The organism is Hansschlegelia sp. (assembly GCF_035538955.1).
Taxonomy (GTDB): Bacteria; Pseudomonadota; Alphaproteobacteria; order Rhizobiales; family Methylopilaceae; genus Methylopila.
Genome location: NZ_DATLJK010000008.1, coordinates 144,525 through 157,487 on the forward strand (window position 1 = coordinate 144,525; position 12,963 = coordinate 157,487).

The 12,963-nt window shown below is 69.9% G+C and carries 16 protein-coding genes; 5 read left to right on the forward strand and 11 right to left on the reverse strand.

Annotated features, from left to right (window positions below):
- Positions 1–2: 2 nt before the first annotated feature.
- A complete protein-coding gene (locus VM780_RS03920) occupies positions 3–977 on the reverse strand; it encodes an SPFH domain-containing protein (RefSeq protein WP_325445337.1) in 975 nt (324 codons plus the stop codon).
- A 113-nt stretch (positions 978–1,090) separates the two neighbouring features.
- A complete protein-coding gene (hemH, locus tag VM780_RS03925) occupies positions 1,091–2,149 on the reverse strand; it encodes a ferrochelatase (RefSeq protein WP_325445339.1) in 1,059 nt (352 codons plus the stop codon).
- A gap of 246 nt (positions 2,150–2,395) precedes the next feature.
- Here hemH and VM780_RS03930 point away from each other — a divergent pair, with 246 nt between their 5' ends.
- Both VM780_RS03930 and VM780_RS03935 read left to right on the forward strand, forming a co-directional pair.
- Positions 2,396–2,551 (forward strand): hypothetical protein, encoded by a 156-nt coding sequence (locus tag VM780_RS03930; protein WP_325445340.1) that lies wholly within the window; start codon positions 2,396–2,398, stop codon positions 2,549–2,551.
- Complete coding sequence (locus tag VM780_RS03935; protein ID WP_325445342.1) at positions 2,532–2,663, forward strand: hypothetical protein; 132 nt, start codon at positions 2,532–2,534, stop codon at positions 2,661–2,663. The genes VM780_RS03930 and VM780_RS03935 overlap by 20 nt, the downstream gene beginning before the upstream one ends.
- On the opposite strand, the gene VM780_RS03940 is transcribed toward VM780_RS03935, so the two are convergent.
- Genes VM780_RS03940 through VM780_RS03955 form a run of 4 tightly spaced genes read right to left on the reverse strand, consistent with a single transcriptional unit; the run spans position 2,643 to position 6,460 of the window.
- A complete protein-coding gene (locus VM780_RS03940) occupies positions 2,643–2,987 on the reverse strand; it encodes an antibiotic biosynthesis monooxygenase (RefSeq protein WP_325445344.1) in 345 nt (114 codons plus the stop codon). The genes VM780_RS03935 and VM780_RS03940 overlap by 21 nt on opposite strands.
- Positions 2,988–3,004: 17 nt before the next feature.
- Positions 3,005–3,703, reverse strand: coding sequence for a DUF1045 domain-containing protein (locus VM780_RS03945; RefSeq protein WP_325445346.1), 699 nt, complete (start codon positions 3,701–3,703; stop codon positions 3,005–3,007).
- A complete protein-coding gene (locus tag VM780_RS03950; RefSeq protein ID WP_325445348.1) occupies positions 3,700–4,848 on the reverse strand; it encodes an alpha-D-ribose 1-methylphosphonate 5-triphosphate diphosphatase in 1,149 nt (382 codons plus the stop codon). The genes VM780_RS03945 and VM780_RS03950 overlap by 4 nt, the downstream gene beginning before the upstream one ends.
- A gap of 19 nt (positions 4,849–4,867) precedes the next feature.
- Positions 4,868–6,460: a gamma-glutamyltransferase family protein gene (locus VM780_RS03955; protein ID WP_325445350.1), complete on the reverse strand. Its 1,593-nt coding sequence runs from the start codon at positions 6,458–6,460 to the stop codon at positions 4,868–4,870.
- A 147-nt stretch (positions 6,461–6,607) separates the two neighbouring features.
- On the opposite strand from VM780_RS03955, the gene VM780_RS03960 reads away from it, so the two are divergent.
- Both VM780_RS03960 and VM780_RS03965 read left to right on the forward strand, forming a co-directional pair.
- Positions 6,608–6,862, forward strand: a complete 255-nt coding sequence (locus tag VM780_RS03960; RefSeq protein ID WP_325445352.1) for a hypothetical protein — start codon at positions 6,608–6,610, stop codon at positions 6,860–6,862.
- A gap of 90 nt (positions 6,863–6,952) precedes the next feature.
- Entirely contained in the window at positions 6,953–7,840 is an 888-nt protein-coding gene (locus tag VM780_RS03965; protein ID WP_325445354.1) for a CoA ester lyase, read from the forward strand.
- A gap of 13 nt (positions 7,841–7,853) precedes the next feature.
- Here the strand turns inward: VM780_RS03965 and VM780_RS03970 are convergent, their stop codons facing one another.
- The 3 genes from VM780_RS03970 to VM780_RS03980 form a co-directional block, all read right to left on the reverse strand.
- Positions 7,854–8,384, reverse strand: coding sequence for a YcnI family protein (locus VM780_RS03970; protein ID WP_325445356.1), 531 nt, complete (start codon positions 8,382–8,384; stop codon positions 7,854–7,856).
- Between the two features lie 77 nt (positions 8,385–8,461).
- The gene (locus VM780_RS03975) at positions 8,462–10,567 is read right to left on the reverse strand and encodes a TonB-dependent receptor (protein WP_325445358.1); all 2,106 of its coding nucleotides are present in this window, start codon (positions 10,565–10,567) and stop codon (positions 8,462–8,464) included.
- A gap of 132 nt (positions 10,568–10,699) precedes the next feature.
- The gene (locus VM780_RS03980; protein WP_325445360.1) at positions 10,700–11,083 is read right to left on the reverse strand and encodes a hypothetical protein; all 384 of its coding nucleotides are present in this window, start codon (positions 11,081–11,083) and stop codon (positions 10,700–10,702) included.
- Positions 11,084–11,237: 154 nt separating this feature from the next.
- Between VM780_RS03980 and VM780_RS03985 the strand changes: the two genes are divergently transcribed.
- Complete coding sequence (locus VM780_RS03985; protein WP_325445362.1) at positions 11,238–11,705, forward strand: response regulator; 468 nt, start codon at positions 11,238–11,240, stop codon at positions 11,703–11,705.
- Here the strand turns inward: VM780_RS03985 and VM780_RS03990 are convergent.
- Positions 11,654–12,091 (reverse strand): DUF1810 domain-containing protein, encoded by a 438-nt coding sequence (locus tag VM780_RS03990; protein ID WP_325445364.1) that lies wholly within the window; start codon positions 12,089–12,091, stop codon positions 11,654–11,656. The genes VM780_RS03985 and VM780_RS03990 overlap by 52 nt on opposite strands.
- Positions 12,091–12,912 (reverse strand): exodeoxyribonuclease III, encoded by an 822-nt coding sequence (gene xth / locus VM780_RS03995; protein ID WP_325445365.1) that lies wholly within the window; start codon positions 12,910–12,912, stop codon positions 12,091–12,093. Before xth ends, VM780_RS03990 begins: the two co-directional genes overlap by 1 nt.
- Between the last annotated feature and the right edge of the window lie 51 nt (positions 12,913–12,963).

A 12,963-nucleotide genomic window follows, 5' to 3' on the forward strand; every position in this document is an offset into this window, starting at 1 on the left:
GCTCAGGCGCTCTCCGGCCCCGGCGGGACCGATCCGCTCGCCGGCACGCTGCCGCGCTGCCGCACGGGCCGCTCCGTCGGGCCCGGCGCCGCGCGGCCGAGCGCGTCGCGCGCGATTTCGGCGATGCCGCCGAGCGAGCCGAGCAGCGCGGTCGCCTCATAAGGCAGCACGAAAGTCTTCTGGTTGGGCGAAGTCGCCATGCTCTTCAGCGCCTCGACATATTTCTGGGCGATGAAGTAGTTCAACGCGGCTGTGTCGCCGCGCGCCACCGCCTCGCTCACCAACGTCGTCGCCTTGGCCTCGGCTTCCGCCGACCGCTCGCGCGCCTCGGCGTCGCGGAAGGCCGCCTCCTTGCGCCCCTCCGCCTCGAGAATCTGCGCCTGCTTGGCGCCCTCCGCCACCAGGATGGAGGCGCGCTTCTCGCGCTCCGCCTTCATCTGCCGGCCCATCGAGGCGACAAGGTCGGCGGGCGGAGTGATGTCCTTGATCTCGATGCGCGTGACCTTGACGCCCCAGGGCGAAGCGGCCGCGTCCACCACGTGCAGCAGGCGCGTGTTGATCTCGTCGCGCTGCGACAGCACGTGGTCGAGGTCCATCGAGCCCAGCACCGAGCGGATGTTGGTCATGGTCAGCGCCATGATGGCGCGTTCGAGGTTCGTGACCTCGTAGGACGCCTGGGCCGCGTCGACCACCTGGTAGAAGGCCACGCCGTCGACCTGCACGGAGGCGTTGTCGCGGGTGATCACCTCCTGGCTCGGAATGTCGAGCACCTGCTCCATCATGTTCATCCGCCGACCGATCTGGTCGATGAACGGGATGATCAGGGTCAAGCCGGGGCGCAGCGTGCGGGTATACTTCTGGAAGCGCTCGACCGTGTAGTTGTAGCCCTGCGGCACCGTCTTGACGCCGGCGAAGATGACGAAGATCACCAGCGCCGCGACGACGATGGCGGCGATGTCGAAGCCCGACAACGGCATGGCTCGCTCCCCCTGCTTCGCCGCATGAGGCGCCACGGGCCGCCCGAAGGCAAGCCGCCCGCCCGATGACGTCCTCGTGTCGGACGATCAGCGCCGCAGCGCGGCCGCGGGGCTCAGATCCAGCCCATCAGCTCGCGCCGGACGACGTGCTCGATCACCCGCATGCCCTCCTCGGAATCGTTGAGGCACGGGATCGCGGCGAAGTTCTCGCCGCCATTGTGATGGAAGATCTCGGCGTTCTCGCCGGCGATCTCCTCCAGCGTCTCAAGGCAGTCGGCGGTGAAGCCCGGCATTACCACAGCGAGGTTCTTCACGCCCTCCTTGGCGAGCGCCTCGACGGTCTTGTCGGTGTAGGGCTTCAGCCACTCCTCCGGGCCGAAACGCGACTGGAAGGTGATCCGGAAACGGCTGTCGTCGAGCCCGAGCGCCTCACGCATCAGCCGCGCAGTCTTCTGGCATTGGCAGTGATACGGGTCGCCCTTGGCCAGATAGGACTGCGGCACGCCGTGGAACGAGGCCAGGATGATCTCCGGCTCGAAGGCGAGCTTCGCCAGCTCCTTCTTCAGCGCGCTCGTGACGGCGTCGATATAGACGGGGTCGTCAGCCCAGGGCGGCGCGACGCGCAGCACCGGCTGCCAGCGCATCGCCTTGAGCGCGTCGAACGCCTTGTCGCACACGGTCGCCGAGGTCGCGGCGGCGTATTGCGGGTAGAGCGGCACGAGCAGGATGCGGTCGCAGCCTTCCTTCTGAAGCGCCTCGATCCGCGAGGCGATCGACGGATTGCCGTAGCGCATCGCCCAATCGACCACGAGCTTCGGCGCGGCCGAGGCGAGGCTCGCGGCGAGCTTCTCGGCCTGGCTGCGCGTGATCGTCCTGAGCGGGCTCTCGTCGCGCTCGCGGTTCCAGATCGAGGCGTAATCCTTGCCCTTGCGGCCCGGCCGGGTGGTCAGGATGATCCCGTTCAGCAGCGGCCACCAGATGATCCGCGGCGTCTCGATCACGCGCCGGTCCGACAGGAACTCCCTGAGGTAGCGCCGCATCGACCAATAGTCAGTCCCGTCCGGGGTGCCCAGGTTGACGAGCAGCACGCCGATGCGGCCGACCTTCACGGGCGGATGATCGATCGGGAGACGGACGGCGCGGGCGTCGCCGGCAGGCAGGGGCGCGTTCATCGGAATTTCTCTGTTTCGCGAGCCGCTAGATAGGGCTCGCGGACGCGCCTGTCACGGCGAGCGCCTCCGCCGTCCGCATGGGCCGTGCTAGAAGGGCCCGAGAGACGGGAGCTGCGGATGGGCGAGCCGAGCTGAAGCCATGACGGCGGACGAGTTTCTGGTCTGGCAGCAGGATCAGGAGCAGAATTTCGAGCTCGTCGACGGGCTGCCTGTCCTGCCGCTGAAGGCGATGACGGGCGCGCCGAGGTGCTGTCGCCCTCCACGATGAACCTCGACCGGTTCCGCAAGCTCGAGGAATACAAGACCGTCCCGTCGCTCGCCTATATTCTGCTGCTCGACACCACAGGCCGCAGATCACGCTTTATGTGCGCGAAGGCGCTCAATGGCGATGCGGACGCATGACGAGCTCGGCGCGGTGATCGAGCTGCCCGAGATCGGCTGCCGGCTCGCTTCCATCGACCTTTTCGAGGGACTGCCCTTCGCAGAGGCCGGCTCAGCCGTGCAGGGCGACTGAGTCCTCCGGCGCCTCGGCGCGCGCGTCCATGCCGTAGTCCCGGACGACGGACGCCACGCGCAGCCGGTAGTCGGCGAACACTTCGCCGCGCCCCGCCTTCTGCGCGTTCTGATGCCGGGCGTGCGCGCGCCACTTCCTCAGCGCCTCCTCGTCGCGCCAGAACGACAGCGACACGAATTTGCCGGGCTGCGTGACGCTTTCGAACCGCTCGACCGAGATGAAGCCGTCGGCCTGCTCGACCTCGGCCTTCAGCGCCGCCGCCATGGCGAAATAGTCCGCGGCGCGGCCCTCGTGCGGCGTCACCTCGAAGATCACGGCGATCATGCCCGCTTCCCCTTCCGTCAGCTTCCGAAGACGAACCGGTCCACGATCCTGAAGCCGTCCTCGAGCGCCTCCTCTACATAGAGCGTCACGGCCTTGACCGTCGAGACGGCAGCGCCGACCTGCTCGGCGTAGAGCGCGGCGAGGCCGTCGACGGCCGCCGGCACGCGCGCCTCCGGCAGGCTGCCGGTCAGCGTCATGTGGAACCGGAAATCCTCGAACACGTAGGGATAGCCCCAGCGATCGAGATTGGCCTGCTGGCGCTCCGTCAGCCCCGCCAGCCGGCGCCGCGCGAGCTCTTCCGGGGAGTGCGGGGCGCGGAACGGCTCAAAGGCTTCGACGCAGGCGGCGGCGAGCCCCGAGAGCGCCTCGGAAGGCTCCTTCGGCGTCAGCGCCACGAAGGTCTCGATCGGCCGCACGGCGAGTTCCGGGAGCTCGAAGCCGCGGCGCTTGCGCGCAAAGGCCCGCCCGGCCGCCACCAGGTCGTCCTCTGTCGCGCCTTCGGCCAGCCGGAACGGGGCCTTCAGGGTGGCGTGAAATCCGTAGCGGCGGGGTTGCGCGGTCAGCCGCAGCCAGTCTTCCGGCGAAAAACCCGCCGGCGCGAGGGGCAAGCGCGTGGCGCCCGTGGCGGCGTCATAGCCGAGCACGTCGGAGCCGAACCCCCAGAGCGGGCTCTCGGGCGCGGGCGCATAGTAGATCGCATAGCGGGCCGCGTTCATAAGGCGCGGCGTCCGGCGACCGTGAGGCTCCTGACCACCGGCGTCCCGTCGAGGAAGCGCAGCTGGACCAGGTCCGCCCGCAGCCCGGCTGCCAGGCGCCCGCGATCTGCGAGGCCGAGCATCGCCGCGGGCCGCGCGGTCACCAGCCCGAAGGCCTCGTGGAGCGGCAGCCCGGGCGAGCGGGTCAGCCGCTCGACCGCCTGCAGCAGGCTCGCCGGCACGTAGTCGGAGGAGAGCGCATCGAGCAGGCCGGCGCGCGCGAGCTCCTCGGCTGCGACCCCGCCGGTGTGGGAGCCGCCGCGCACCACGTTGGGCGCGCCGGCGACCGTTCCGAGCCCCGCGGCGCGCGCCGCCCGCGCGGCTTCGAGCGTGGTCGGAAACTCCGAGATCGCGCAGCCGGCCGCGACCGCCTGCCGGACATGTTCCACGGTGGTGTCGTCATGGCTCGCGAGCGGGATGCCCTGCTCGCGGAACAGCCTTACGGCGTGCGGCCAGTTCGCCGCCGAGGCGTCCGCGCCGATTGCGATGCGTTTTGCGAGCAGCGCGTCGGCGTCGGCCCCGCGGAGCCCCTCTCCCGCCATGAAGCGCTTGAGATCGGCGACGTTGCGCCACTGCCGCTGGCCCGGCGTGTGGTCCATCAGCGAGGCGAGCGCCACCAGCGGCCGCGCGACATGCGGAGCGACGTCCTCGGCGAAGTTCGGGTCGCTGAGTTCGCAGCGCAGATGCAGCCTGTGATCGATACGGAACACGCCTTCCGCGACGCCGCGTTCGATCGCCGCGACCATGTCGTGGAAGATCGCCCGGCGATAATCATTGTCGGCGTCGTAGCCGCCGGCGCAGACGGCGTCGCAGACGGTGGTGACGCCGGCCGCCGCCATCTGCATGTCGTGCACCAGCGCCGCCGCGAGCGGATTCGGCCAGATCACGCCCGGCCGCGGCACGAAATGCTTCTCGAGATTGTCGGTGTGGACCTCAATCAGCCCCGGCGCCAGAAGGTCGCCCTCAAGGTCGACGGCGCCGGGCGCACGTGAGAGCCCCTCCGAGACGTCCCGGATCAGCCCGTCCGCATGCACGAGCGTGCCGGTCGCGACGCGGTCCTCAAGGACCAGGCGCGCATTGGTGAGGATCGTCTCCATGGGGGCCATTCCGGTTCCGCCGGCGCGCCTAGACGCCGAGCGCGCCGCCGTCGGAGCGCGGGTCATGCGCGCCCTCGATCCGGCCCGCGGCGTCGCGCACGATCATGCCGGCATGGCCCGCCTCGTCGCTGAAGCCTTCCTCGAACGCCGAGAGCTCATGGCCCATGGCGGCCAGCCGGTCGAGCGTCTCGCCGTCGAAGCGCGGCTCGTACTTGAGCGAGGCGTCGTCCTCCCCCCAGGAGCGGCCTAGCCGCACGCGCGGCGCCGACAGCGCGTCCTCGATCGAGCGCTTCAGCCATACATGGCGCGCGAACGTCATCGCCTGGGTCTGCGGCTGCCCCTCGCCGCCCATCGTCCCGTAGGAGATCACCCGGCCGTCGTCCATGACGGCGAGCGGCGGATTCAGCGTGTGGAACGGCTGGCGGCCCGGCGCGAGCGGGTTGCGGTCTTCCGGATCGAGCGAGAAGGCGGCGCCGCGGTTCTGGATCAGCACGCCGGTCCCCGGCAGCACGCAACCGGAGCCATATTCCCAGAAGATGCTCTGGATGTAACTCACCGCCCTGCCCTCGGCGTCGATCGCCCCCATCCAGACCGTGTCGCCCTCGTCGAATTTCGGCGTGGGGAACGGCGCGGCGCGCGCGAGATCGATGGCCGCGGCCTCGCGGTCGAGCCGCTCGGGCGTGAGGAAGCTCTGCGGGTCGACCGGGACGCGGTCATGGTCGACGCAGACATGATCGCGGATGCGGAAGGCGCGCTTGGTCGCCTCCACTACCGCGTGCACGAAGCCGACGCTGCCGTCTTCGGCGAGCGTCAACCGGTCGAGCACGCCGAGGATGATCAGCGAGGCGAGGCCCTGGGTCGGCGGCGGCGCGTTGTAGATGGTCCCGCCGCGAATGCGCATCTCGAGCGGCGGCAGCAGGCGCGCGCGGTGCGCTGCGAAGTCCTCGCGCGACACCGGCGCGCCGATTCGGTCGAGATCGGCCGCCATCTCGCGAGCAATGTCGCCCTCGTAGAAATCCTTCAGGCCGGCGCGCGTCAGATGCTCGAGCGTATCGGCGAGCTTGGCCTGGACGAGGATCTCGCCCGCGGCGAGCAGCTTGCCCTCGCGCATGAAGGTCTCCCGGAAGCCCGGCGCCTCGACCAGATCCTCCCAGGCCTTCGGCTTGGTGCGGCCCTGGCTGCGCGACAAAGGCGTCCCCTCACGGGCGAGCCGCACCGCGTCCGAGGTCAGCACGTCGAGCGGCAGCCTTCCGCGCGCGGCCGCTGCGAGTTCGAGCGCGAGCCGCCAGCCGTTGATCGCGCCCGGCACGGCGAGCGCCGACATGGCGCCGCGCGGCGGAATCACGTCGCGGCCACGGTCGCGGTAGAACGCGATGGTGGCGCGGGAGCCGGCGCGGCAGCAGGCCTCGATGTAGCGCACTTCGCCGGACGGCTCGCGCACCAGCCAGAAGCCGTCGCCGCCGATAGCGTTCATGTGCGGGTAGACGACCGCGATGGTCGCCGCCATGGCGGTCATCGCCTCATAGGCGTTGCCGCCCTCGGCGAGAATCGCGCGCCCCGTCTCGGCGGCGGCCGCATGAGGCGCGGCGACGACGCCGCGATCCGAACGGGCTGCTTCCATCAGCGATCAAGTCCTGCTGTCGAAGAAGGCGCAAGGCCTATAGGCCCGGCCCGCGGGGAGCAACCCGCAGGCCTCGACGCACGCCGCCGCCATGCTAAAAGGACGGCCCCGGCGGCTCTCCGCCGCTCTCTCTGGAGCATGCTCCCCGTGTCCGACGCGCCCGATCAGGTTCCCTCGAGCGGCCTCGCCAGGATCGTCACGCTCGCCTCGGCGACGATCCTGATCGCGACCCAGACGATCGCGGCCTCGGTCGCCGGCGGGTGGGCGATCGCCGGCTTCCTCGGCCTTGGCGAGTACGCCGCCTACGCGTTTGAGGCGATCGGCCTGTGCCTCGGCGTCTGGGCCGTCACCTCCTTCGTGCGGACGGCCCTCAAGAACGATCCGGCGCGTCGCGGCGCCTGACCGCTTTTTGGGTCCTGCCATAGGCGGGGCTTCGCACGCGCAAAAACTTTGCTAGGTGATCGGCGTCGTCAATCGAACGGACGCTTTCACATGGCCGATCTCCGTCTCCGCCGCAGCGTGCTCTACATGCCGGGCTCGAATCAGCGCGCTCTCGAGAAGGCCAGACAGCTGCCTGCGGACGCGCTGATCCTCGACCTCGAAGACGCCGTCGCCCCGGACGCCAAGGAACTTGCCCGCCACCAAGTGTGCGCTGCGGTAAAGGCCGGCGGCTATGGCGACCGCGAGATCGTGATCCGCGTCAACGCCCCGCAGACGCCCTGGGGCGAGGAGGACCTGAAGGCTGCGATCGAGGCGCGGCCGGACGCGATCCTGATGCCGAAGGTGAATTCGCCGGCCGTTCTGGAGAGCATCGCCAACCGGCTCGAGGCGCTCGACGCGCCCGAGAGCATCGCCGTCTGGGCGATGATCGAAACCCCGGCCTCGATCCTCAACATCAAGGAGGTCGCCGCCTCGCGCAGGACCGTGCCGGGCTGCCGGCTGTCCTGCCTCGTGCTTGGCACCAACGATCTCGCCAAGGACACCTGGGCGCAGATCGTGAAGGGCCGCGCGCCGATGATGCCCTGGATCATGTTCGCGCTCGCGGCGGCGCGCGCGGAGGGCCTCGCGATCCTCGACGGCGTGTTCAACGACCTCGACGACGTCGAGGGCTGCCGCGAGGAATGCCGGCAGTCCCGCGATCTCGGTTTCGACGGGAAGACCATCATTCACCCGAACCAGATCGAGCCGGCGAACACCTGCTTCGCGCCTTCCCTCCAGGAGGTCGAGCGCGCCCGCAAGGTGATCGCGGCCTTCGACCTGCCGGAGAACGCCAAGCGCGGCGCGATCCGGGTCGAAGGCCGGATGTATGAGCGCCAGCACATCGGCATGGCGCGCCGCGCCGTCGCCTGGCACGAGGCGATCGCCGCCCGGGGCGGCTAACGCCGCTTGCGGCTCAGTGGTGATGCGGCTCGGCGCCGGGCGTGAGCGTGACGCCCGGCGCCGGCCGCTCCGGATGATCGTCGGCTGATTTGGCGATTTCGGTCCACTGGGTCGTCTTGCCGCCGGCGCAGTCCTGGATCACCGCGAAGCGCAGCACCTCGCCCGGCTTCAGTTCGCGGGCCGCGAAGCCGAACAGGGTGAACTCGTCGACATAGGCGTCCGGCAACTCTCCGCCCGACCAGGCGACCGCCGTCACGCCCTCGCTCAGCGTCTTGCCGTGATAGTAGGCGTAGGAGCCTTGATATTTGCCGGTCTCGGTCTTCAGCGACCAACCCGGCTTCGGCATCGGCTTCACGCCGATGAAGCCTTCCGGAACGACCACCCGCAGCCCGGTCGTGGCTGCGCCGTCGCAGCCATGGGTCACGCGGAACGTCGCCCGCACGCTCGAGCCGACCGGCGCCTCGGCCGGATCGACCACGATGTGGGCTGCGGCCGTGGCGCTTCCCAGCGCGACGGCGGCGAGAACGAGAGCGGGTTTCAGCATCGGCATCAGCCTCATCGGGATCGGGGATGTCGTCGTAGAGCGCGGCCGGCGGCGACCGCCGGCCGAGGGGCGGCGGCTCACCAGCGGTATTTGACGCCGGCGTAGAAGGCTCGGCCGGAGCCCGGCTCGAACAGCGCGGATTGCGGGTTCGCGCGGTCGGTGACGCTGACGCTCGCGATGTATTTCTTGTCCGCGAGGTTGCGGGCTTCGACATAGGCCGAGAACGGCCCGCCGGCGTCGTACCCGGCCTTCGCGCCAAGCAGCGCATAGGCCTTCGTCTTCAGCGTGTTGGCGCTGTCGACGTAATAGGCCTGCGGGACCCACTCCACGTTCGGGCCGGCGTAGAAGCCGGCCGCGTGCCGGTAGAGCAGTTCGGTCCGCAGATAGTGCCGCGGCGCGCCGGGCAGCTTGTTGTTCCCGAAATCGGCGTCGTCGTCGAAGCGGAAGTCGTTGAACGTGTAGGCGAGGTTCAGCCAGAGCTTGTCCCCGGACGAGCCGCTGGCGCCGCCCTTCGCGAAGATGTCCTTCAGCAGGACGGCGCCGAAGCCGAGCTCGACGCCCTGATGGACCGTCTTGTCTAGGTTGACGACCATGCACGACCCGGCGTTCGTCCCGCTGTCCCTGCAGAAGAACTCGTCGCGGATGTTCATGCGATAGAGCGCGACGTCCCAGGTGACGTCTTCGCGCCGCCCGCGCGTGCCGATCTCGTAGCTCCAGGCCTTCTGGGGCTTGGCGAGCGCAGGGCCGGCGAAGTTGTTTTCGCCGAAGCTCGGCGCCTCGACGCTGCGCGAGACATTGGCGAAGGCCTGCCAGGTCGGGTCGATGTCCCACAGCAGGCCGAGCTTCGGGCTCGCGAGATTGAAGGATTTCGCGCCGGAATCGTCGGCGTCGTCCGGCAGGCCCGCCTCGGTGAGGAAGTGGTCGTCCTGCTTGCGTCTCGCGTAGAGGTACTGGAGCGCAGTCACCACGCCGACATTCGGGACGACGTAGAACGTGTTCTCGGCGTAGAGCGAGACGTTGTTCGAGAACTGGTCGGCGTCGAAGGTCTTGACGCCCTTCCGGCCGCCGACATTGACGTACTGCCTGGCGTCCGTGGTCCCCGCCAGCACGTTCGCGCCAGCCACGAAGCGGTTGGCGCGCCCGCCGATTTCGCGCTCGTCCGTCACCCGGGCGAAACCGCCATAGTTGAGGTACTTGTAGTCGAGCCACTGGTAGATCGGGTGGCGCAGATGGCGGTCGACTACGAAGGCTCCGAAATCGACCGAGGTGGTCTCGGCGAGCCGGATCGTCGTCTTGTTCGCGAAGCGGACGGTGTCGATGTTGCGTTCCTGATCCATCGACAGGTTGTTCGGCGCCGCAGCCTTCGGGTCGTGCAGAGCGGCGCTGCGGGACACGCTGCCCGGGATGTTCTGCCGGACCTCGTTGGCGTTCAGGTAGAAGCGCGTCTCGACATTGTCGCCGATGCGGTAGCCGACATTGCCGCTGAAGCGCGCCGCGTGGCCGTCGCTGTGGTCGCGGAATCCGTCGGTTTGCTTCCATGAGCCGGTGAGAAAGTAGTCGGCCGCGCCGTATGCGCCGCCGGAGCTCGCCTGCAGCCGGTATGTCCCGAACGATCCGACGTCCACCGCGCCCTGGGCGAGGCTCGCGTCTGCGTCGCGGCCGGTGGCGGTGACGAAGTTGATCGCGCCGCCAAGCGCGTTGGCGCCGAAGCGCAGCGCGTTGGCGCCCTTGTAGACCTCGATCATCCGATAGGCGGACGGGTCGATTTCCTGGAAATCGCCGTAGCCGTCCGCCGTGTTGATCGGGATGCCGTCCATGTAGAGCTGGACGCCGCGCAGGTGGAAGTTGCGCGACAGGCCCGAGCCGCGGATCGAGAGCCGCGTGTCGTCGCCCCATTTGGGCTGAGCGAAGACGCCCGGCGTGAAGTCGAGCGCATCCTTGATGGTGAGCGCCGGCGTCGACTTCTTGTAGCCGTCGGCGTCGATCACCTCGACGGCGCCGGGCGTGCGCTCGATCTCCTTGCGACGCTCATCGAGCGGCGGAGAGGTCAGGCTGCGGGCGGCGCCGGCGCCCTGCACGACGATCTCCTGAAGCTCGGTGCTGTCGGCGGATTGCGGATAAGCGGATTGCGGCAGGCCTGCGCAGCACAGCGCGACCCCCGCGAACAGGACAGGTCTCGACATCTTTTCTGAAGGTCCGGACGGCCGATCGGTCGCGTCGGCTCGCGCGGTTCCACCGGGCGAGCCGTTACGCAGCGGCCACGCGATCGCAGAACGCGGGCGCCCTGGCGCGCCGAACGTCCCGCTGCGTGGTGATCAGGCGGCCGAGGGAGGGTCGCGCGGACGCGCCGGCGTTTGTTCGGCGATCGATCGCCGCGGCCGTTCCGACGCGAGCGAGGGCCGCGGCGCGGGCGGCGGCGGCGCATAGACGAAGGCGAAGGCGGCCGGTTCGGGCGGCGGAGCCGCCGCATGACTCAGACAGGCGGCCGTGCAGCACGAACCGTGATGCAGCTGGCCGTCGCCGGAATCCTGCTCGTCGGCCGCGGCGGCCCCGTTCAGGCAGTGGACGCCGAACGGATCGTCCGGCGAGGCGTGCGCCTGGCCGACCATCCCGAACGCGCCCAGCGCCGCCTGTGCGATCAGCACATAAGCGACGATCCAGACGCCGAGCAGCCGTGTGAGTTTGCGGCCCCGATGCAAGGTCGAACTCTCCCCAGAGCGATGCTTAACATGTCTCTTCGGCGCCGCGCTCCGCGACCAAACGTCAGCGTCCGGTGCGCCCCTCCCGCGGAGGTACGTGGCGCCCGCGCGGCCATGGCGGTAACACCGGAGGGAGACGATTCGGGGGGACTTGATGCGGGTGTTGATCGTCGAGGACGACATGGTCGTCGCGGGCTGCCTGAAGCCGGTCGTCGTCGAGGCGGGGCATCAGGTGGTGGGGCTCGCGGCCGACCGGGACTCGGCGATCGCCCTGCTGGGCGCCGCGCGCGTACACCTCGCTCTGATCGATCTCGGCCTCGCCGACGGTCAGACGGGACTCGAAGTCGCCCGCGCCGCCGCCGACCGAGGCGTGGCGGCCCTGCTGACCACGAGCCGCCGCGCGCAAGTGCCTGATGATTTCGCGGGCGCGCTGGGCGTGATCGCGAAGCCCTATGCGCCAGCCGACATCGCCGCCGCACTGGCCTTCGTGGCGGGCGGCTCGCAGGCGGCCGAGAGCGCGCCGCGCGGGCTTGAGCTCTCGCCGTGCTGGGCCGCGGCGCCCCGCGCCGGTCAGCCGCCGAGAAGCGCCAGCGTCCGCTCGTCCTCGGCCCCATCGCAATAGCGCGCGAGCGCGCGGCGGAAGACGTCCCCAGAACCGCCGCCGGCGGCGCGCGCGAACAGCGTCATCGACGACCTGAACTTCATGTCGTCCGGCGTCCCGAAGATGTCGCGCAGCGAGCGGCCCTGCACGCTCAATACGGCCTCGACGCAGCGCGCAAGTCGCGGCCCCAGCGTCGGATGCGCCAGATAGGCGCGCGCCTCGTCGAGCGATGCGAGTCCGTAGAAGCTCGCCACCGGCGATGAGCCGAGGCCGCGGAGCTGCGGCAAGATGAACCACATCCAGTGGCTGCGCTTCTCGCCAGCGCGGATTTCGGCGACCGCCTGCTCGAAGACCGGCGCCTGCGCCGCCACGAAGCGTTCGAGATCATAGGGATCGTCTCGAGTCATCAGCTCGCTCCCTTGCGGGCGGCGCGGCGGGGCGTCGGGGCGGCGTCCTCGTCGGCAAGCTCCGCCCAGGTCGGCGCGTGGTCGCTCGCATGCTCCCAGCCCCGGACCTCGCGGTCGACGCCGGCTGCGACGAGCCGGCCGGCGAGCGGCGGGCTCAGCAGCAGGTGATCGATCCTGAGCCCGGCGTCGCGACCCCAGGCGTTCCGGAAGTAGTCCCAGAACGTGTAGATTCGCTCGTCCGGGTGGAGCGCGCGTAGAGCGTCCGTCCAGCCCTGCGCGACCAGCCGACGGAACGCCTCGCGGACCTCCGGCCGGAACAGCGCGTCGTCGGTCCAGCGCTCAGGCTTGTAGACGTCGAGTTCGGTCGGCATGACGTTGAAGTCGCCGACCAGCGCGACCGGCGCGCCGCTTCCGAGGAGCTCGGCCGCATGCGCGGCGAGGCGCTCGAACCAGCGCAGCTTGTAGTCGAACTTCGGGCCGGGCGCGGGATTGCCGTTCGGAAGGTAGAGGCAGCCGACCAGCACCCCGTTCACCGCCGCCTCGATATAGCGGCTGTGCGAATCCTCGGGGTCCCCAGGCAGGCCGCGGCGCGTCTCGACCGGCTCACGGCCGCGCGCGAGAATCGCGACGCCGTTCCAGCTCTTCTGGCCGTGCCAGACGGCGCCGTAGCCGGCTTCCCGGATCGCCGCCTCGGGAAACTTCTCCTGCGGGGCCTTCAGCTCCTGGAGACAGACGACGTCCGGCTGGGCCTGCGCGAGCCAGCGCAGCAGCACGTCCAGGCGGCCGTTGACGCCGTTGACGTTGAAAGTCGCGATCTTCATGGCGGCTGGCCTCCGGCGTTCGCGGCAGGCCTACAACGCGCCTCGGCGTCA